18 protein-coding genes are annotated in these 18,894 nt (G+C 70.1%); 10 read left to right on the forward strand and 8 right to left on the reverse strand.

Going from position 1 to position 18,894, the window contains the following annotated elements:
- Window positions 1–7: 7 nt before the first annotated feature.
- From DY245_RS20690 to DY245_RS20710, 5 genes are all read left to right on the forward strand, one after another.
- Window positions 8–694 carry a TetR/AcrR family transcriptional regulator gene (locus tag DY245_RS20690; RefSeq protein ID WP_181923783.1) on the forward strand — a complete coding sequence of 229 codons (687 nt, stop codon included), beginning with the start codon at window positions 8–10 and terminating at the stop codon, window positions 692–694.
- Window positions 695–1,036: 342 nt separating this feature from the next.
- Entirely contained in the window at window positions 1,037–1,327 is a 291-nt protein-coding gene (locus DY245_RS20695; RefSeq protein ID WP_128508736.1) for a WXG100 family type VII secretion target, read from the forward strand.
- Between the two features lie 44 nt (window positions 1,328–1,371).
- Entirely contained in the window at window positions 1,372–2,628 is a 1,257-nt protein-coding gene (locus tag DY245_RS20700) for a WXG100 family type VII secretion target (protein ID WP_128508737.1), read from the forward strand.
- Between the two features lie 19 nt (window positions 2,629–2,647).
- Entirely contained in the window at window positions 2,648–3,781 is a 1,134-nt protein-coding gene (locus DY245_RS20705; protein ID WP_128508738.1) for a hypothetical protein, read from the forward strand.
- Between the two features lie 15 nt (window positions 3,782–3,796).
- Window positions 3,797–4,429: a hypothetical protein gene (locus DY245_RS20710; protein WP_128508739.1), complete on the forward strand. Its 633-nt coding sequence runs from the start codon at window positions 3,797–3,799 to the stop codon at window positions 4,427–4,429.
- A gap of 32 nt (window positions 4,430–4,461) precedes the next feature.
- Here DY245_RS20710 and DY245_RS20715 read toward each other — a convergent pair whose 3' ends face one another.
- Window positions 4,462–4,860 (reverse strand): VOC family protein, encoded by a 399-nt coding sequence (locus DY245_RS20715; protein ID WP_128508740.1) that lies wholly within the window; start codon window positions 4,858–4,860, stop codon window positions 4,462–4,464.
- Window positions 4,861–4,885: 25 nt separating this feature from the next.
- Window positions 4,886–5,707 carry a trans-aconitate 2-methyltransferase gene (locus DY245_RS20720; RefSeq protein WP_128508741.1) on the reverse strand — a complete coding sequence of 274 codons (822 nt, stop codon included), beginning with the start codon at window positions 5,705–5,707 and terminating at the stop codon, window positions 4,886–4,888.
- A gap of 165 nt (window positions 5,708–5,872) precedes the next feature.
- Here DY245_RS20720 and DY245_RS20725 point away from each other — a divergent pair, with 165 nt between their 5' ends.
- The 3 genes from DY245_RS20725 to DY245_RS20735 all read left to right on the forward strand — a co-directional run bounded on the left by DY245_RS20725 (window position 5,873) and on the right by DY245_RS20735 (window position 9,489).
- A complete protein-coding gene (locus DY245_RS20725; protein WP_128508742.1) occupies window positions 5,873–6,370 on the forward strand; it encodes a MarR family winged helix-turn-helix transcriptional regulator in 498 nt (165 codons plus the stop codon).
- Window positions 6,371–6,644: 274 nt separating this feature from the next.
- The gene (locus tag DY245_RS20730) at window positions 6,645–7,439 is read left to right on the forward strand and encodes an SDR family NAD(P)-dependent oxidoreductase (protein ID WP_128508743.1); all 795 of its coding nucleotides are present in this window, start codon (window positions 6,645–6,647) and stop codon (window positions 7,437–7,439) included.
- 52 nt (window positions 7,440–7,491) lie between these two features.
- Window positions 7,492–9,489 carry a beta-galactosidase gene (locus DY245_RS20735; protein WP_128508744.1) on the forward strand — a complete coding sequence of 666 codons (1,998 nt, stop codon included), beginning with the start codon at window positions 7,492–7,494 and terminating at the stop codon, window positions 9,487–9,489.
- A gap of 23 nt (window positions 9,490–9,512) precedes the next feature.
- On the opposite strand, the gene DY245_RS20740 is transcribed toward DY245_RS20735, so the two are convergent.
- The 4 genes from DY245_RS20740 to galT form a co-directional block, all read right to left on the reverse strand.
- Window positions 9,513–10,283: a response regulator transcription factor gene (locus tag DY245_RS20740; protein ID WP_128508745.1), complete on the reverse strand. Its 771-nt coding sequence runs from the start codon at window positions 10,281–10,283 to the stop codon at window positions 9,513–9,515.
- Between the two features lie 269 nt (window positions 10,284–10,552).
- On the reverse strand, window positions 10,553–11,770 hold the full coding sequence (gene galK, locus DY245_RS20745; RefSeq protein ID WP_128508746.1) for a galactokinase: 1,218 nt from the start codon (window positions 11,768–11,770) through the stop codon (window positions 10,553–10,555).
- Between the two features lie 97 nt (window positions 11,771–11,867).
- Window positions 11,868–12,833: a UDP-glucose 4-epimerase GalE gene (gene galE, locus DY245_RS20750; RefSeq protein WP_128508766.1), complete on the reverse strand. Its 966-nt coding sequence runs from the start codon at window positions 12,831–12,833 to the stop codon at window positions 11,868–11,870.
- Between the two features lie 8 nt (window positions 12,834–12,841).
- A complete protein-coding gene (gene galT / locus DY245_RS20755) occupies window positions 12,842–13,915 on the reverse strand; it encodes a galactose-1-phosphate uridylyltransferase (RefSeq protein WP_128508747.1) in 1,074 nt (357 codons plus the stop codon).
- Between the two features lie 213 nt (window positions 13,916–14,128).
- On the opposite strand from galT, the gene DY245_RS20760 reads away from it, so the two are divergent.
- Both DY245_RS20760 and DY245_RS20765 read left to right on the forward strand, forming a co-directional pair.
- Window positions 14,129–15,802, forward strand: coding sequence for a sodium:solute symporter family protein (locus tag DY245_RS20760; protein ID WP_128508748.1), 1,674 nt, complete (start codon window positions 14,129–14,131; stop codon window positions 15,800–15,802).
- Between the two features lie 30 nt (window positions 15,803–15,832).
- Window positions 15,833–16,141 (forward strand): hypothetical protein, encoded by a 309-nt coding sequence (locus DY245_RS20765; protein WP_128508749.1) that lies wholly within the window; start codon window positions 15,833–15,835, stop codon window positions 16,139–16,141.
- Between the two features lie 12 nt (window positions 16,142–16,153).
- Here DY245_RS20765 and DY245_RS20770 read toward each other — a convergent pair whose 3' ends face one another.
- Window positions 16,154–16,873 (reverse strand): response regulator transcription factor, encoded by a 720-nt coding sequence (locus tag DY245_RS20770; protein WP_128508750.1) that lies wholly within the window; start codon window positions 16,871–16,873, stop codon window positions 16,154–16,156.
- A gap of 203 nt (window positions 16,874–17,076) precedes the next feature.
- Window positions 17,077–18,876, reverse strand: a complete 1,800-nt coding sequence (locus tag DY245_RS20775) for an ABC-F family ATP-binding cassette domain-containing protein (RefSeq protein ID WP_128508751.1) — start codon at window positions 18,874–18,876, stop codon at window positions 17,077–17,079.
- Window positions 18,877–18,894 lie beyond the last annotated feature (18 nt).

Raw genomic sequence — 18,894 nt, forward strand, 5'->3', positions numbered from 1 at the left:
TTGACGGGTGGCGATCGACAACAGCAGCGCGAGCAACAGCAAAGGCAAGCCGTCCCCGGCTGCGGGGACGCGGCGGGCCCGCAGGGTCCGGATGACCGGGGCGGAGCGCCGGGAGCAGCTGCTGGACATCGGTCGCACGCTCTTTGCCGAGCGGGGCTTCGAGGGCACGTCGGTGGAGGAGATCGCGGCCAAGGCCGGGGTGTCCAAGCCGGTGGTCTATGAGCACTTCGGCGGCAAGGAGGGCCTGTACGCGGTGGTGGTGGACCGCGAGATGCGGCAGCTGCTGGACATGGTGACGGGCGCACTGACCGCCGGCCATCCCCGCGAACTCCTCGAACAGGCGGCGTTCGCGCTCCTCGACTACATCGAGACCTTCACCGACGGTTTCCGCATCCTGGTCCGCGACTCCCCCGTGGCCCAGTCGACCGGCACCTTCGCGTCGCTGATCAGCGATATCGCCACCCAGGTCGAGGACATTCTGGGCCTGGAGTTCAAGGCCCGTGGCTTTGACCCCAAGCTGGCGCCGCTCTATGCGCAGGCCCTGGTGGGCATGGTCGCCCTGACCGGCCAGTGGTGGCTGAACGTCCGCAAGCCCAAGAAGGCCGAGGTCGCCGCCCATCTGGTGAACCTGGCCTGGCACGGCCTGGACGGCCTGGAACCGAAGCCACGGCTGATAGGGCACCGCAAGAACTGAGGAATCGCGCTCCGGTTTCCGCCCCAGCCAATATCCGCCGCTTTTCACGCCCCTCCCCAGCGCGCATGATCCCGGACATTTCCGAGAAAATACCGGGCTCACGCATCGCGCTGCACTAGCACGCGATCGCCCTGTCGCACCGCCCCCGACCTGGGCGTTTTCAGCCATTGTTCGATTTTCTCTCTCCCCGGAGTCACGCTACGGTGCCCTGATGCGCCGACCGCGACTCGTTGCACCGACCGGAGCAACCGATTCCGCTACACCGCGCATGGCGTTTCCGCGTAGCGGGCTACGGACCGGAAAGCGCCGGGAAACGGAAAACGCTGAAGGGGGAGTTTCGGCATGGCGTCAGACTTCAAAATCGATGTCGAACGTGTGCAGGGGATGCTCAATAAGCTCTCGAATGCCGACGATCGCATGCGGGACGCGCAGCAACGTCTCAACAAGGTGGGCCCGAAGACTCTGGGTACCGAGGGACTCGACGACGCCTGTGACGAATTCCAGGGTCAGTGGGGCGACGGGATCAAGCGGATCGCGGATGCCGCAAAGGACATCCACGAGAAGCTGAAGATGACGCTGGATGCCTATAAGGCGGGCGAAGAAGAGAACGCCAAGATGCTGGGCAAGAAGTAACCGCCGGCCCGGCGAGACAAACGATAGACATCAGGGGGAGACGCATGTCCTGGCGCAGCATGTTCATCGACGATGATTCGGCGTGGCCCGGCGTCGGTTTCAATCCGGCCAAGGGGGATCTGCATGCCATCCAGGCCCTTGCCTCGGACGTGAAGTCCGTGGGCGACGAACTGGATGAGCTGGATCACCTGCTCAAGTCGGTCGGCAAGAGCGATGGCGCCTGGGAGGGCGAGGCGGCGCAGAACTTCGCGAAGAAGCTCGGCGAACTGCCCAAGTACCTCAAGCAGGGCAGTGAGTCCATGGGCGACTGCGCCAAGGCGCTGCGCGGCTGGCACACCCACTTGCAGGGGTTCCAGGACAAGGCCGGAAAGATCGAGGCGGAGGCCGCGTCGGCCCGTAAACAGGCCGAGTCCGACCTCGATCACTTCAATGATGTCTACCGCAAGTACCAGCCCTACTTCGGTCAGCCGATGGATCCGGCGCAGGCGAAGCAGATCGACGACGAGATGGACGCGGCCAGGGACAAGGCCGACAACTCCAAGGACAAACTCGAAGATCTCATCCGCGAGGCCGAGCGCATCCACGCCCAGTGGAAGGACCGGGCCGGCGAGGCCGAGCGCGCGATCTTGAAGGCCTCGGAGAACCACCCGCCGGACATCCACTGGTGGAACCGCGCGGTGGACGGCCTCAAGAGCGCCTGGCGCGGCTTCAAGGACTGGCTGGTGGAGAACGCAGATCTCCTGTCGACCATCTCTTCCGGCCTGGCGGCTGCCGCTCTCGCGTGCCAGATCATCCCCGGTGTCGGCACAGCGGTGGGCACCGTGCTCGGCGGAGCTTCAGCGGTCTTCGCGGCGGGTGCCATGGCGGGCCACTGGATGGGCAACGCGCGGGGCAACGGCACATCGGGGTGGAAGATCGGGCTCGATGCGCTCGGGATCGTCCCGGGCGTCGGCGGAGCGATCAAGGCGGCGAAGGGCGGCTGGGGCGCGGCCGCCGCGGCCGGAGCCAAGTTCGGCGGAAAGCTGGCCGGGGCGGGCAAGGCGCTCGGGGCGGGGAACATCATCAAGAACACCCCCTCGGGCATGGCCGAGGCCCTCTCCGACGGTCTGGGCCAGAAGGGGATCAACTGGGTCTCCAGCAAACTCCTCAAGACGGAACTCCCGGGCGCCCCCACGCAGTTGATCATCAAGACGGGCTCCACCCTCAACGGCGCCTATCACCAACTCGCCGATGGCGGCGACACAAAGACCCAGGCGCCGGGCCCGTCCGGTGCGAAGTTCCATCAGACGCTGGCCGCCTGAGGGCTGAAGGGAGCGAAGAATGCCGTATCCATCCGCCCCCGCCGAAGAGACGGTCACCGCCACGCCTCCGGCACCTCGGCGGACCCGGCTGAACATTGGCTGGGTCATGCCGCCGTTCGTACGGGAACTGCCCGTGGACGCACCTGACTACGAGACCGGTGCGGAGCAGTTGTACACGCTGGTCACCGATCTGATGGCGGGCCGGTCGGACGAAGAGCGGTTCCGCTTCGCGCTGGCGCTCGGGTCCCAAATGGACCTGATGCTGGAAGCCAACGTCATCTACGCCGGCCTCTGCCTCCTCGAAGTGGAGGGCCGTCCGAGCGGCTCCACCATCATCGTCAGCCAGATCGAGCACGAGAGCGACGACGACGAGGAACTCCTGCGCACCACGCAGCAGACGCTGGAGCGGACCCACCCCGACGACGCGTACCAGCGCGTGGAACTGCCGTGCGGACCCGCTCTCAGCCGCATCGGCGCATCGGGCTTCATCATCTCCGCGCAATGGTCGCCCACGGGTCAGGAGGTGGCGGTCCAGCAGTCACAGATCCAGGTGTACATACCGTTGCCCGGCACGGGCGAGATGCTGATCTTCGCGCTCGACTCCCCGTCCAGCGAGGACTGGGAGCTGCACTCCGAGCTCTTCGCCGAGATCCTGAAGACCATCGACTGGGGTACCGATCAGGAGGTCGAGGACTACCGGGCCATGCGGCAGAGCGCCCCGGCCACGGTCGAGCCGGCGGACGGAGTGAAGCAGGAGCTGTACTGGCACTCCAGCCGGTTGATGGATGCCGTCGCGCTGCACGGCAGCATGGGCGGCGGAGAGATCACCTCCCTCACGTGTGCCCCATGCTGGGCCAAGGGCCTGCGGTCCGCGTGCTCGGCACGGCACGGCTGGTACATCGGCGATGTGACGAGTGACGCTCTCATGGGCGCACTGCCGCGGGTGGTCGAGTCCTTCGCCTCGCAAGGATGGCGGACGGACGGGGAAAGCACCGGGGAAAGAGTCCGCGTATGGGCCGGGGACGAGGCGCCCGAGCGGTCGGTGGGGCATGCGTTCACCGCCTCCGTGGATACCGGAGCCGGCACGTTCACCGCTGAGGTGACCGCGCCGTGTATCCGCGCCTCCGCCACGACTGATTCCCTGTTCGGCTGAGAGGAGCTGAAAGCATTGCGGGCCGATCTGGAGCAGAAGGTCGCCGCGGTACTGCCCGCGGGCGAGGTTTACCTGGGCGGGTTCACCACGGCGCGCTCGCCGTTGTCCAGCGGTACGGACGGCTGCGATGTGCCGGACAGGCGGCGGCCCGTGGTGCTGGCCGACGGCCGGTCCAGCTCGGGAGATTTCCTGGGAAAGCTCGGGGAGTTCTTCTTCCGGGCCGCGACCTCCGATGTTCCGTCGCCCGGTCGGGCGGATACGACGCTCGATCCGGCCAAGAGGGCGAAGAGCCAGAAGAAGAAAAAGCCGTTCTTCGGCGGCTGGGACAGCATGGCCGGCCAGTGGCTGGCAGCCGCTCAGCCGCGGGCCAAGGTGGGCGTCATCATCGCGGTCGCGCTCACCGAAAGGAATTTCCAGTTCGTGTACGCCCAGCACAACCGCTGGAACGGGAAACTGGACGAGGCGATCGAACTGGGTGCGTCTTTCCGCCGGGAGATCCTTTCCTGGACCCGGCTCAAAGACGGCAGCTTCAACGAGGTCCAATTCGGTTTCTCGGACGGCTCGTGGGGGACGTTGCTGGGCCCCGATACGGAGGAACGCGCGCGATTCTTCCCGCACATGCTCGGCGAGGGTGACGCCATCCCGTAGCCGGCTCTGCCGTCCACGGGCCGCGGGCCTGCTCAGATCTGCGCCTCCAGGAACTCCAGCCGGTTGCCCGCCGGGTCGAGTGAGTAGAACCGCCGGTGTCCCGGCAGGTTGTCGTCCCAGGTGACGGGGGCGCCGGCGGCGGTGAGGCGGGCGGCGAGGGCGGCGATGCCGGTGACGCGGATGCCGGGGTGGGCCTTGGCCGACGGGCGGTGGTCCGGGTCGATGCCGAGGTGGAGGTGGGCCGCGCCGGCCTCGAACCAGCATCCCCCACTCACGGCTTCGCTTGAGCGGGAGGTACCCCCATCGCGGGCCGCGAGTGCCGGGGGCTTGGGGATCTCCGTCATGCCGAGGAGGTCCGCGTAGTAGGCCCGCAGGGCGTCTTCGGTGCCGGGGGGTGCGGCGAGCTGGATGTGGTCGAGGCCGGTGATCACGGTGCGTCACCTCGGGGTGTGGGGGTCAGATGGCCGGCTTCTGGGCGACGGCGAAGATGCGGCGGAACGGGAAGACCGTGCCGTGGCGGCTGGTGGGGTAGGCCTTGCGGAGCAGATCCCGGTATTCGGCGAGGAAGGCCTCGCGGGCGGCGGGGTCGTTCTCCAGTGCCGTCAGGACGGGGCGCAGGGCGGTGCCCTTGACCCAGTCGAGGACCGGGTCGTCGCCCTCCAGGAGCTGGACGTAGGTGGTTTCCCATACGTCGGCGGCGCAGCCGAGGTCGGTGAGGCGTTCCAGGTAGTCGGCGGGTTCGAGGATGTGGACGAAGCGGCGGCCGTGGGTATTCAGGCGCTCGCGCCATTGGGGGGCGTCGCACAGTTCGCCGAGGAGGGCGTGGCTGGGTGAGGTGAAGTTGCCGGGGACCTGGAAGGCGAGGGTGCCGCCGGGGGTGAGGGCGTCGATCCAGCGGGGGAAGGACTCGGGGTGGTTGGGGACCCATTGCAGCGCCGCATTGGAGACGATCAGGTCGTAGCGCTCGTCGGGCGCCCAGTCGGCGGCGTCGGCGGGGGCGAAGTCGAGGTGGCCGCCGCCCGGGGTGGGGCCGGCGTGGGTCTCGGCTTCCTTGAGCATCTCGGGGGAGTTGTCGTAGCCGGTGATGTGCGCGTCGGACCAGCGGGCGGCGAGGTGGGCGGTGACGTTTCCGGGACCGCAGCCGAGGTCGGCGATGCGGGCGGGGCGGCCCTGCAAGGGGGGTTCCGGTATCCGGGCCAGCAGGTCGTGGAAGGGACGGGTACGGTGCCCGGAGTGGCGGAGATATTGCTGCGGATCCCAGGTTGGTGCGTCGTGCATGTTCGAAACCCCTTTGCTGGTGCAGGGCTGACACAAGGCCGGCACGGTCTGATTCGGGCCGTCTCGGCTGGAAACCGAGCCCCCGCCGACGATGCCCCATAGTCCAGCGAAATATATCTCGACGTCAAGAGACTTCATGTCGACAGACCCTCTACACTGATCGTCATGGAGGACGAGGTCGACCGACTGGTCGCAGCATGGCGGCGTGAGCGCCCGGACCTCGACGTGGAACCACTTGAGGTCCTCAGCCGCGTCTCCAGGCTGGCCAGGCACCTCGACCGGGCCCGCCGCATCGCGTTTGCCGAGGTGGGCCTGGAGCCCTGGGAGTTCGACGTACTCACCGCGCTGCGCCGCGCCGGGGCGCCGTACCAACTCTCCCCCGGGGCACTGCTGACCCAGACCCTGGTCACCTCCGGCACGATGACCAACCGCATCGACCGGCTCGCCAAGAAGGACCTCGTCGAGCGGCTGCCCGACCCCAGTGACCGGCGTGGAGTGCTGGTCAGGCTGACCGCCGAGGGCCGTGACAAGGCCGATCAGTCGCTGGCCGGACTGCTGATACAGGAACGCGCCATTCTCGCCGAGCTCTCCCGCCAGCAGCGCGGCGAACTGGCCGGATTGCTGCGGCGGTTGACCGCTCCCTTCGACAACACCCCCGGGTAGACGTCCGGCGCCGTCCCCGGCCGGATGCGCGGCACCTTTCCGGGGTGGGTGAGAGGCGCACGCTCCCGGGCGAGCGTCGCGGGCGCTGTCGGCCGAGGTGGCGGACCGGCCCGCGCACACCTCCGGGCAAGGCCCCGCAACGGCGTGCGGCAGGGTGGTGCACGCCCTTTTTGAGGGCGCATGAACATGCCTCGCGCGCCCCCTGTTTCGGCACGCGCCCCTCCCGTACCACGTCCTCTTGCCCGCCGCTCCTCTCGTGGGCTTGGATCGCGCCATGAGCCAGCAGCGCGTACCGCATCCGGCGAACGGCCCGTACGGCAGGCGGTTCGAGGGCCGTACGGTCGTGGTGACCGGGGCCGCCGGCGGGATCGGGGCGGCCACCGCCGACCGGCTGGCCGCCGAGGGCGCCGGCGTACTGCTGCTGGACATCGACGACGCGCGCGGCGAACACACCGCGCGGCGCATCCGGGCGGCCGGCGGCCGGGCCTCGTACGAGCACTGCGATGTGGCCGGCGAGGACGACTGGCGGCGGGCCATCGAGGCGGCGCGGCAGCGCTACGGGCCGGTGGACGGGCTGGTCAGCAACGCCTATCTGCCGTATGTGGCGGCCGCCGACCGCACCCCGCTCGCGGACTGGGACCGGCAGCTGGCGGTCAATCTGACCGGCGCGTTCCTCGGCGTACGCACCGCCCTGGACGATCTGCGGGCGCGCTGCGGCGCGGTCGTGCTGACCTCCTCGGTGCATGCGCTGATCGGACTGCCGGGGCGGCCCGCATACGCCGCGTCCAAGGCCGGGCTGACCGCTCTGGGGCGCCAACTGGCCGTGGAGTACGGGCCCGAGGTGCGGGTCAACAGCGTGCTGCCGGGCCCCGTCCTGACGGCGGCCTGGGAGGACATCGGCGAGGAGGAACGGCAGGCCAGCGCCGCGGAGACGGCGGCCCGGCGGCTGGGACGGCCCGAGGAGATCGCCGCCGCCATCGCCTTTCTGCTCTCCCCCGAGGCGTCCTTCGTCACCGGTGCGAGCCTCGTCGTGGACGGCGGCTGGAGCGTGTACAAGAACTCTTCGTGAACCGGGCGGCGGGGCCGCGCGCCTCGTCCCGAGCTTCGATGCAGGGGGTCCGATGGGCATCCAATTCGGCGGCGACTACAACCCCGAGCAGTGGCCCGAGGAGGTGTGGGCCGAGGATCTGAAGCTGATGAAGGCGGCCCATGTCACCATGGTCACCGCCGGGATCTTCTCCTGGGCGAAGGTCGAACCCCGGTCCGGGGAATGGGACTTCGGCTGGTTCGACCGGGTCATGGACGGTCTGGCGGGCGCCGGTATCGCCGTCTGTCTGGCGACCATGACCGCCTCCCCACCCCCCTGGCTCTCCCGCGCCCACCCCGAGATCCTGCCCGAGGGCCCCGACGGGCAGCGTCGCTGGCCCGGCGGCCGGCAGCACTACTGCCCCTCCAGCCCCGTCTACCGCGCACACGCCGTACGCCTCGTCGAGCAGCTCGCCACCCGCTACGCCGGCCACCCGGCGCTCGCCATGTGGCATGTGGGCAACGAATACGGCTGCCACACCCGCCAGTGCTTCTGCGAGGTGTCGGCCGACGACTTCCGTCGCTGGCTGCGTGCGCGCTACGACAGCGTCGACGCGCTCAACGCCGCCTGGTCGACGGCCTTCTGGTCGCAGGCGTACGGCGACTTCGACGAGGTGCTGCCGCCCCGCGCCGCGCCCACCTTCCCCAACCCCGCCCAGCAGCTGGACTATCTGCGCTTCGGCGACGAGGCGCTGCGCGCCTGCTATCTCGCCGAGAAGGCGGTCCTTACGCGGCTGACCCCCGAGGTGCCCATCACCACCAATCTGATGCCGCAGCACAAGCCGGTCGACGCCTTCGCCTGGTCGGCGCACATGGACGCGATGGCGCTGGACTTCTACCAGGACCCGTACGCGTCCGACGACCACATCCGGGCCGGCTATGTCTTCGACCTGATGCGTTCGGCGCGCTCGGGGCAGCCCTGGATGCTGCTGGAACAGGCGCCGAGCGCCGTCAACTGGCGGCCCCGCAACGGCCCCAAGCCGCCCGGTGCGATGCGGCTGTGGAGCTGGCAGGCCGTCGCCCAGGGCGCGGACGCGGTGCTGTACTTCCAGTGGCGGCAGTCGCTGGGCGGCGCGGAGAAGTTCCACTCGGCGATGCTGCCGCACGGCGGGACCGACACCCGCATCTTCCGCGAAGTGGCGGACCTGGGGCGGGAGCTGGCGTCGCTGCCGGGCATCGAGGGGACGCGGTCACGGGCCGAGGTGGCGCTGCTGGCGGACTGGCACAGCTGGTGGGCGCTGGAGCTGGACTCCAAGCCGTCGACCGCACTGGACCATTCGCGGATCGCGCTGGACCACTACCGGCCGCTGTTCGAGGCGGGCGTGGCCTGCGATGTGGTGCCGCCGCAGCGCGAGCTGTCCGGCTACCGGCTGGTGGTCGTGCCCAATCTGTATCTGCTCACCGCGTCCGACGCCGAGCGGCTGGCCGCCTATGTGCGCGCCGGCGGGCAGCTGCTGGTGTCCTTCTTCTCCGGGATCGTCGACGCGCACGACCGGGTGCATCCGGGTGGCTATCCGGCGCCGCTGCGGGAGCTGCTGGGGCTGCGGGTGGAGGAGTTCTGGCCACTGGACGCGGGCCGGTCGGTTTCGGTCGGCGACGGAGCGTATACGGGGCGGGCGGACCTGTGGTCGGAGGCCATCGACCTCGAAGGAGCCGAGGCGCTGGCCCACTTCACGACCGGAGAGCTCGCCGGGCGGCCCGCGGTGACCCGGCACACCTACGGACAGGGCACCGCCTGGTACGCCGGCACCCGGCTCGACGCGGCGCTGATGCGGGCCCTGCTGGACGACATCCGCGCGGCCGCCGGCGTCGCGCCCGTACTGCCCGGGCTGCCGGCGGGCGTCCAGGCCACCGTCCGCGAGGGCGCCGGCGAGCGGTATGTCTTCCTGCTCAACCACGGGGCCGAGGCCGTCGAGGTCGATCTGCCGGCGCCGATGCGGGACGCCCTCGCAGCAAAGGACGCGGCCGGAGCCACCGGCCGGGTCGCGCTGGCGGCCCGGGGCGTGGCCGTGCTGACGGATCCCGTCGCGTAAGGCCACGCGCCCGTGCGGCGGCCTCAGGGCACCGGCACCGAGGCCGCCGCGGCCGCCGCCTCCAGTTCGACCGGCCCCACCCCGGCCCGGCGGGCCAGCGCCACCGCCGCGAGGGTGGAGTGCACCCCGAGCTTGCCGAGCACATTCTGCATATGGGTGCGGACCGTGTGCGGGGAGAGGAACAGCCGCTCGGCGACCGCCTTGCGGCCCAGGCCCGCCACCATGCAGCGCAGCACCTCGCGCTCGCGCGGCGTCAGCGACTCCACCAGCCGCTCGCTCTCCGAACGGTGCTTGCGGGCGGCCGTCAGCTCGCGCAGCACACCCGTCAGCAGGGCGGGCGGCAGATGCGTCTCGTCGCGCAGTACGCCGCGGATCACGGCGAGCAGCCGGGACAGCGAGCAGTCCTTGGCGACCCAGCCGGAGGCGCCGGCCTGCAGGGCCGCTGCCGCGCGGCGGGCGTCGTCGCGGTCGGCGAGAACGACGGTGCGCAGATATGGGTGGCTGGTGCGCAGGCCGGAGACCAGCGCGATGCCGTCCCGCGGGCAGCCGCGCGGTGCGGCCTCGCGCACCGCGGCCTGCGCGGGCACCGCGAGCAGCGGCGCGGCGAGGTCGGCGTCGGCGAGCAGCACGTCGAAGCGGCGGCCGTCGGTGGCCGCCCGGTCCAGATTGCGCAGGGCCGCCGGGGCACTGCCCGCGGCCGCCACGTCCACGTCCTGTTCCGCGGCGAGCGCGGCGGCCAGGGATTCGGCGAAGATGCGGTGGTCGTCGACCACCAGAACCCGGATGCGTTGCACAGAGACCCCCTGTCTCGGTGAACGGACCATAGCGGGCACGACGCGCGGATTGAAGATCGCCTCAGCCGCACGGCCGCCGCCGTGCCGACATGACTACCCCACCCCGGGCGCCGTACCCGAACGGTCTCGCCCCCTGATCACACCGGCCCCCACCGGTGCTGGATCTCAGAGTACGGACAGGGTGCGGCGAGGGAAGGTGATTGGCGAAACTGCTCCCCCACCCCGGCCATTTGGCGCTTTCCCGGTGGCCGCACGCCGTCGGTCGCGCCCTACCGCAGGCGGTGCGCTCCCGCGCTCGGGACGGCTTCGAAGATCCTCGGCGCGGCATGTCCGGCCGCCGCGAACGCCTCGGTGACCGCCGTGCTGACGGCCGTCGCGTCCGCCGCCTCGACCAGCACGATCGCCGAGCCGCCGAAGCCGCCGCCGGTCATCCGGGCCCCGAGGGCGCCGGCCGCGTGGGCGGTGTCGACGGCGAGATCGAGCTCGCGGCAGGAGATCTTGAAGTCGTCGCGGAGCGAGGCGTGGCCGGCGGTCAGCAGCGGGCCGATGGCGCGGGTGCGGCCGGCGTCGAGGTGGTCGATGACCTCTTCGACGCGGTGGTTCTCGGTGACGATGTGCCGGACGAGGGCCTGTACGACCGGCTCGTCGGCCAAGGTGGCCAGCGCCTCGGGAAGGTGTGCGTAGGGCACCTCACGCAGGGCCCGTACGCCGAGCGCCCGCGCGCCACGCTCACAGCCGGCGCGCCGCTCGGCGTATGCGCCGTCCCCCAGCTCGTGCTGCACCCGGGTGTCCACGACCAGGAGCCGCAGCCCCTCCTGCGCCAGATCGAACGGCACCTGGCGCCGGGTGAGGTCGCGGGTGTCCAGGAACAGGGCGTGGCCCTCGGTGCAGCAGGCCGCGGCGGTCTGGTCCATGATCCCGCAGGGCACGCCGACGAACGCGTTCTCGGCCCGCTGGGCGAGCTGCGCCAGTCGTTGCGGGGCCAGGTCCAGCCCGTAGAGGTCGTTGAGCGCGAGCGCGGTGGCGACCTCCAGGGCGGCGGAGGAGGAGAGTCCGGCGCCGGTGGGCACCGTGCTGTCGTAGTGCAGATCCGCGCCGCCCACGGGCAGGCCGGCCTCCCGCATCGCCCAGACGATGCCCGCCGGGTACGCGGCCCAGCCGCCGCTCCGCTGCGCTCCGCCTCGGCTCTGTTCCAGCACCTCGGAGGCCGAGCCCGGCGCCGGGCGCAGAGCGTCGACGCGCAGCTCGACGATGCCGCCGTCGGCGCCGCCGGAGTGCAGTCGCAGCACCCCGTCGGTGCGGGCCGAGGCGGCGGCCAGGGTGGTGTGCGGGAGGGCCAGTGGCATCACGAAGCCGTCGTTGTAATCGGTGTGTTCACCGATCAGGTTGACCCGGCCGGGCGCCGCCCAGATGCCCTGGGGCTCCGCCCCGTATATGTCGCGGAAGGCGGCTGCGGTGCGGCTGAGACCGTGCTCCGTGGCTGTCACGTGGAATCCTTCGTCCTGTGTGTCGTGGTGCGGGCCGCGAACTCCGGCCCGTCCGGCGCTTGAGGACGAGCCCGGAGGGCGATCGGGCCCGCGGGATCTACGCGGTCCGGCTCTCCTGGGCGAAAGCCCATGCATCGGCGACGATTCCGGCGAGGTCGGCACGGCTGGGCCGCCAGCCGAGGCGGTCGATGGCGGTCTGTGCGGAGGCCACCAGGACGGCGGGGTCGCCGCCGCGGCGCGCGGCGGTGATCTCGGGGATGGGGTGTCCGGTGACCTTGCGGACGGTCTCGATGACCTCGCGGACGGAGAAGCCGTTGCCGTTGCCGAGGTTGCAGATCAGGTGCTCGCCTGACGTCGCCGCTTCGAGGGCGAGGAGGTGGGCCTCGGCGAGGTCGGCGACGTGGATGTAGTCGCGGACGCAGGTGCCGTCGGGGGTGGGGTAGTCGTCACCGAAGACGGAGATCGCCTCGCGCTTGCCCTGGGCGACCTGGAGGACGAGCGGGATGAGGTGCGACTCGGGGTCGTGGCGCTCGCCGCAGCTGCCGTAGGCGCCGGCGACGTTGAAGTAGCGCAGCGAGACGGCGGCCAGGCCATGGGCGGCCGCCTCGCCGCTGATCATGTGGTCGACGGCGAGCTTGCTGGCGCCGTAGGGCGAGGTGGGGGCGGTCGGGTCGGTCTCGGTGATCGGGGTGTTCACCGGCTCGCCGTACGTCGCCGCGGTGGAGGAGAAGACGAGCTTGCGCACGCCCGCCGCACGCATGGCACCCAGCAGCGCCATGGTGCCGCCGACGTTGTTGTCCCAGTACTTCTCGGGCTTCACGACGGACTCGCCGACCTGCGAGAACGCGGCGAAGTGCAGCACCGCGTCGTACGAGTCGTCCAGCCGCTTGGATGCGTCGCGGATGTCGCCCTCGATGAACTCGGCGCCCGCGGGGACGCCGGCCCGGAAGCCGGTGGAGAGGTTGTCGAGGACGGTCACCGCGTGACCGGCCTCCAGCAGGTGCTGGGCCACCACGCTTCCGACGTATCCGGCCCCGCCCGTCACCAGGTACTTGGAAGACACAGGCTTGCTCATGACTCGCTTGCTACCTCTCGCAGTCGCTCGGCCGCGGCCTCCGGCGGCACATCGTTGATGAACACGTTCATGCCGGATTCGGAACCCGCGAGGAACTTCAGCTTGCCGGAAGTACGGCGAATGGTGAAAAGCTCAAGGTGAAGTGCGAATTCGGCACGGTGCTCGGCGCGCAGCGGCGCCTGGTGCCAGGCGGCGATGTACGGCGTGCGGGCGGCGCCGGCCGCGCGCTCTCCCCGGCCGTTCCCCTCGTCGAAGATCCGGTCGAAGCGTCGCAAGACTTCCAGGTAGATCTGTGGGAATTCTGTGCGCGCGGCGTCGTCGAGGGCGAGCAGGTCGGGGACCCGGCGCTTGGGGTAGAGGTGCACCTCGTAGGGCCAGTGGGCGGCGTAGGGGACAAAGACCACCCAGTGCTCGCCTTCGAGGACGATGCGGCGGCCGTCGGCCAGCTCGTCGGCGACCACGTCGTCGAAGAGGTTGCCGCCGGTGGCCTCGCGGTGGGCGGCGAGCGAGCGCAGCATCCGCTCGGTGCGCGGGGTGGTGAAGGGGTAGGCGTAGATCTGGCCGTGCGGGTGGCCGAGGGTGACGCCGATCTCCTCGCCGCGGTTCTCGAAGCAGAAGACCTGTTCCACGCCCGGGAGTTGGGAGAGTTCCGCGGTGCGGTCGGTCCAGGCTTCCAGGACCAGGGCGGCCTGCTCCGCGGTGAGGTCGGCGAAGGAGGCGTCGTGGTCGGAGGTGAAGCAGACGACCTCGCAGCGGCCGCTGTCGCCGGCGAGGGAGGGGAAGCGGTTCTCGAAGACGGCGACGTCGTAGTCGGGGGCGGGGATCTCGGAGAGCCGGCCCCCGAGGGAGGGGCAGAGCGGGCATTCGTCGGCCGGCGGGTGGTAGGTGCGGGCCTGGCGGTGCGAGGCGATGGCGACATCGTCGCCGAGGAGGCGGTCGTGGCGGATCTCGGAGGCGGTGGCGACGGGGTCGAGGGGGCGGTGGTCGACGGCGTCGCGTACGACATCGTCACGCGAGTCGTAATAGATCAGCTCCCGGCCGTCCGCGAGCCGCGTCGTCGTCTTCTTCACGGGAGCTCCTCACCCTCCGACCAAACACAAACAAACACAATGAAGCACAACTAAACAGTTGCGTCAACGCCGGGTCCACCACCGGGCATTGCCTGACATATCGGCCGCGTCCATCACGATCCAACAACTCAACCGAACAAAAGTGTTCAGTTTCTGACCGGCCGCGCGTAGCTTTCTGTGCGTTCCGATCGCGCAACGAAGCGAGTTCCCACCATGATCACCCTGGCCGAAGGGCTACGACTCCCTACCAACGGGCTCGACTACACGATCCTCGCCCTCTACTTCGTCGTCGTCCTCGGCATCGGATTCGCGGCCAGACGCAGCGTGAAGACGAGCCTGGACTTCTTCCTCTCCGGGCGGTCACTGCCCGCCTGGGTCACCGGGCTGGCGTTCGTCGCCGCCAACCTCGGCGCCACCGAGATCCTCGGAATGGCCGCCAACGGCGCGCAGTACGGGGCCTACACCGTCCACTGGTACTGGATCGGCGCCATCCCGGCCATGGTCTTCCTCGGCCTGGTGATGATGCCGTTCTACTACGGCTCCAAGGTCCGCTCGGTGCCCGAGTTCCTGCTGCACCGCTTCGGGCCCTCCTCGCACCTGCTGTCCTCGGTGATCTTCGCCGTCTCCTCGGTGCTGATCGCGGGCGTGAACCTGTACGCCATGGCGATCGTGCTCCAGGCGCTGCTCGGCTGGCCGCAGTGGATCGCGATCGTCGTCGCCGGCTTCTTCGTGCTGGCGTACATCACCATCGGCGGTCTGACCTCGGCGATCTACAACGAGGTGCTGCAGTTCTTCGTCATCCTGGCCGCGCTGATCCCGCTGACCATCGTCGGCCTCAAGCGGGTCGGCGGCTGGGACGGTCTGACCCACTCGCTGAACTCCTCGCACGGCGATGCGTTCCTGACCGCCTGGAAGGGCACCGGCATCGGTGAGGGCAACCCGCTCGGCGCGAACTGGCTGACCATCGTCCTCGGCCTCGGCTTCGTGATGAGCTTCGGCTACTGGACCACCAACTTCGCCGAGGTGCAGCGCGCACTGTCCGCGAAGAACCTCTCGGCCGCCAAGCGCACCCCGCTGATCGCCGCCTTCCCCAAGATCTTCATACCCATGGTGGTCGTCGTACCGGGCCTGATCGCGCTGGTCATGGAGCCGACGCTGGGCAAGGCGGGCGCGGACGGACTCCAGTACAACGACGCGATCCCGGTGCTGATGCGGGACCTGCTGCCCAACGGTGTGCTCGGCATCGCGGTGACCGGTCTGCTGGCCGCGTTCATGGCCGGTATGGCCGCGAATGTGTCGTCCTTCAACACGGTCTTCACCAACGACATCTGGGCCGCGTACCTCAAGAAGGGCCGCGAGGACGCGTACTACCTCAAGACCGGACGGGTGGTCACCGCGGTCGGCGTGCTGATCGGCATGGGTACGGCCTTCATCGCCTCGTCGTTCAGCAACATCATGAACTACCTGCAGACGCTGTTCTCCTTCTTCAACGTCCCGCTGTTCGTGGTGTTCATCATCGGCATGTTCTGGAAGCGGACCAGCGCCGCGGCCGGCTTCTGGGGGCTGCTCTCCGGCACCGTGGCCGCAATGGTCAACTACTTCTGGCTCTACAAGCAGGGCATCATCTCGATCCCCTCCGACCAGGGCGCCAACTTCGTCTCCTCCATCGTCGCCTTCGTCGTCGGTGCGCTCGTGATGTTCGTGGTCACCATGGTCACCAAGCCCAAGTCGACCGAGTCGCTGGCCGGCCTGGTCTACGGCACACGGTCCCCCGACATGGAGGAGCTGCCGGCAAAGGGCGACGACGCCTGGTACCGCAGGCCCGCGCTGCTGGGCTGGGGCGCGATCGTCCTCGCCGCCGTCTGCTACCTCCCCTTCTCCTTCTGAACCTGCCTGAACCAGCGGAGTTGACGCACCATGAGTGACTACCAGCACGAGGTCGAGGAGCTGGAGCGCGAGTCCGCGACCGCCGCGCGCCTCTTCGACGTCCGGCGCATCATCGGCGGCCTGTTCGTCGTCTACGGCGTGATCGTCACCATCGCCGGTCTGATGGCCGACGACGCGGACCTCAAGAAGGCCCAGGACATCAACATCAACCTGTGGACAGGCCTGGGCATGCTTGCCCTCGGACTGTTCTTCCTCGTCTGGCTGAAGCTGCGGCCGGCCGTCCCGCCGACGGCCGCGGAGCTCCAGGGCGAGAGCGAGGAGCGGCCCACCGAGGGCTGAGTTGGGTGGGTGTCACTGCGGCGGGGCCGGATCGTCCGGTCCCGCCGTCGTCATGCGCGCGGCGCGGCCGCCCACCGCCCGGTCCAGCAGCCCGGTACGCGCCGCCAGCGCGGCGGCCTCCAGCCGGGAGCCCACCTCCAGCTTCATCAGCACCCGCTGGACGTGCGTACGCGCGGTGCTCGGCGCGATGTCCATACCCGCCGCGATCAGCCGGGTGTCCTCGCCGTCCGCGACCCGTATCAGCACCTCGACCTCGCGCGGGGTGAGCAGCTCCAGCAGCCGCGCGCCCTCGTCGTCCGGCTGCGCCGCGGGGTGCAACAGCTCCTCGAAGGCCTGCTGGAGCAGCTGCGGGGAGACCGCCGACTCGCCCGCCCGCGCCTTCATCATGGCGCGCTCCACGCCCTCGATCCGCTCGTCGTTACGGACGTACCCGGAGGCCCCGGCCGCGAAGGCGGCGGCGATACCGCGCGGGCTGGGCACCGGGCCCAGCACCACCACCGCGACCTGCGGCCGCTCCTTCTTGATCCGTACGATCGGGTCGAAGGCGCCCGGCTCGGCGGGCGCCGCGGTGCCCAGCAGGCACACCTCGGGCGCCCGGCTCACCACCAGATCCGCGGCACCGGCGCTCGGCGCGGCGGCAGCCAGCACACGGTGCCCCCGCAGCTTCAGCGCCGAGGCGAGCGCCTCCGCGAGCAGACGATGATCGTCGACCACCATGAGCCGCACGCCCATCGAGCAACCCCCTCCACCCCGGCGGGCCCCGGCGCGGCCCCCCGGCCGGGCCGCTTGTCCCCGGGAAGCTACACGCTCGGATCGCCGAGCGCGCCCCCTACCGGGGAGAAGACCCCCGGAATGCTGGAATCCCGGCCAATCCGGGGCCGATTGCCGCCGTCAACGGGCGCACGAGGAGGGCAGCCGGTGCCGCCCGGCGTGCCTTACGCGTCCTCCGCCAGCTCCAGCCAGCGCATCTCCAGCTCGTCCCGCTCACCGCTCAGCTCACGCAGCTGGGCGTCGAGTCCGGCGACCTTCTCGAAGTCGGTGGCGTGCTCGGCGATCTGCGCATGGAGCTTGCTCTCCTTCTCGCCGATCTTGTCCAACTGCCGCTCGATCTTCTGGAGTTCCTTCTGCGCGGCGCGGTTGACGGCGGCGGCCTTCTTGGGCGCCGCCGTCTGCTGCGCGGGGACGGGCGTGGCGGCCTCGACGACCTGCCGGCGGCGTTCCAGGTACTCGTCGATACCGCGCGGCAGCATCCGCAGCGCGGCGTCGCCGAGGAGCGCGAAGACCCGGTCGGTGGTGCGCTCGATGAAGTACCGGTCGTGGCTGATGACGATCAGCGAGCCGGGCCAGCCGTCGAGCAGGTCCTCGAGCTGGGTGAGGGTCTGGATGTCGAGGTCGTTGGTGGGCTCGTCGAGGAAGAGGACGTTCGGCTCGTCCATGAGGAGGCGCAGGATCTGGAGGCGGCGGCGCTCACCGCCCGACAGGTCGCCGACCGGCGTCCACTGCTTCTCCTTGGTGAAGCCGAACTTCTCGCACAGCTGCCCGGCGGTCATCTCCCGGCCCTTGCCGAGGTCGACCCGGTCGCGCACCTTCTGGACGGCTTCCAGCACCCGCCACGACGGGTCGAGCTCGGCGACCTCCTGCGAGAGATACGCCAGCTTGACGGTCTTGCCGACGACGATCTTGCCGGCCGCGGGCTGCGCCTCGCCCTGCGTACGGGCCGCCTCGGACAGCGCCCGCAGCAGCGAGGTCTTGCCGGCGCCGTTCACGCCGACCAGGCCGATCCGGTCGCCGGGGCCCAGCTGCCAGGTCAGATGCTTCAGCAGCTGCTTCGGGCCGGCCTGGACGGTGACGTTCTCCAGCTCGAAGACGGTCCTGCCGAGGCGGGAGTTGGCGAACTTCATCAGCTCGGCGGTGTCCCGCGGCGGCGGCACATCGGCGATCAGCTCGTTGGCGGCCTCGATACGGAACCGCGGCTTGCTCGTACGGGCCGGGGCGCCGCGCCGCAGCCACGCCAGCTCCTTGCGCATCAGGTTCTGCCGCTTGACCTCTTCGGTGGCGGCGATCCGCTCCCGCTCGGCCCGCGCGAAGACGTAGTCGCTGTAGCCGCCCTCGTACTCATGGATCGCGCCGCGCTGGACGTCCCACATCCGCGTACAGACCTGGTCCAGGAACCACCGGTCGTGGGTGACGACCACCAGCGCGCTGCGGCGCGCCCGCAGATGCCCGGCGAGCCACGAAATGCCTTCCACGTCAAGGTGGTTGGTGGGCTCGTCCAGGACGATCAGGTCCTGCTCGGCGATCAGCAGCTTGGCCAGCGCGATCCGCCGCCGCTCGCCACCGGACAGCGGCCCGATGACGGTGTCCAGGCCCTTGTCGAACCCCGGCATGTGCAGATCGCCGAACAGTCCGGTGAGCACATCGCGGATCTTGGCGTTGCCCGCCCACTCGTGGTCGGCCATGTCCCCGATGACCTCGTGCCGGATGGTCGCGGCCGGGTCGAGGGAGTCGTGCTGGGTGAGCACGCCCAGTCGCAGGCCGCCGCTGTGCGTGACCCGGCCGTTGTCCGCGTGCTCCAGCTTGGCGAGGATCCGGATCAGGGTGGTCTTGCCGTCCCCGTTGCGCCCGACGACGCCGATCCGGTCCCCCTCGTTGACGCCGAGGGAGACACCGTCGAGCAGGGCACGGGTTCCGTACACCTTGCCGACGGCTTCCAGATTGACGAGGTTGACGGCCATCTCACTCCTGCGGTTCAC

It is taken from the genome of Streptomyces inhibens (genome assembly GCF_003389455.1).
GTDB lineage: Bacteria > Actinomycetota > Actinomycetes > Streptomycetales > Streptomycetaceae > Streptomyces > Streptomyces inhibens.

Coding starts and splice junctions, on each gene's coding strand:
- DY245_RS20730 (WP_128508743.1), top strand. CDS start 6,645: ATGAGCCAGCAGCGCGTACCGCATCCGGCGAACGGCCCGTACGGCAGG.
- DY245_RS20725 (WP_128508742.1), top strand. CDS start 5,873: ATGGAGGACGAGGTCGACCGACTGGTCGCAGCATGGCGGCGTGAGCGC.
- DY245_RS20700 (WP_128508737.1), top strand. CDS start 1,372: ATGTCCTGGCGCAGCATGTTCATCGACGATGATTCGGCGTGGCCCGGC.
- DY245_RS20720 (WP_128508741.1), bottom strand. CDS start 5,707: ATGCACGACGCACCAACCTGGGATCCGCAGCAATATCTCCGCCACTCC.
- DY245_RS20760 (WP_128508748.1), top strand. CDS start 14,129: ATGATCACCCTGGCCGAAGGGCTACGACTCCCTACCAACGGGCTCGAC.
- DY245_RS20705 (WP_128508738.1), top strand. CDS start 2,648: ATGCCGTATCCATCCGCCCCCGCCGAAGAGACGGTCACCGCCACGCCT.
- DY245_RS20695 (WP_128508736.1), top strand. CDS start 1,037: ATGGCGTCAGACTTCAAAATCGATGTCGAACGTGTGCAGGGGATGCTC.
- DY245_RS20770 (WP_128508750.1), bottom strand. CDS start 16,873: ATGGGCGTGCGGCTCATGGTGGTCGACGATCATCGTCTGCTCGCGGAG.
- DY245_RS20735 (WP_128508744.1), top strand. CDS start 7,492: ATGGGCATCCAATTCGGCGGCGACTACAACCCCGAGCAGTGGCCCGAG.
- DY245_RS20765 (WP_128508749.1), top strand. CDS start 15,833: ATGAGTGACTACCAGCACGAGGTCGAGGAGCTGGAGCGCGAGTCCGCG.
- DY245_RS20775 (WP_128508751.1), bottom strand. CDS start 18,876: ATGGCCGTCAACCTCGTCAATCTGGAAGCCGTCGGCAAGGTGTACGGA.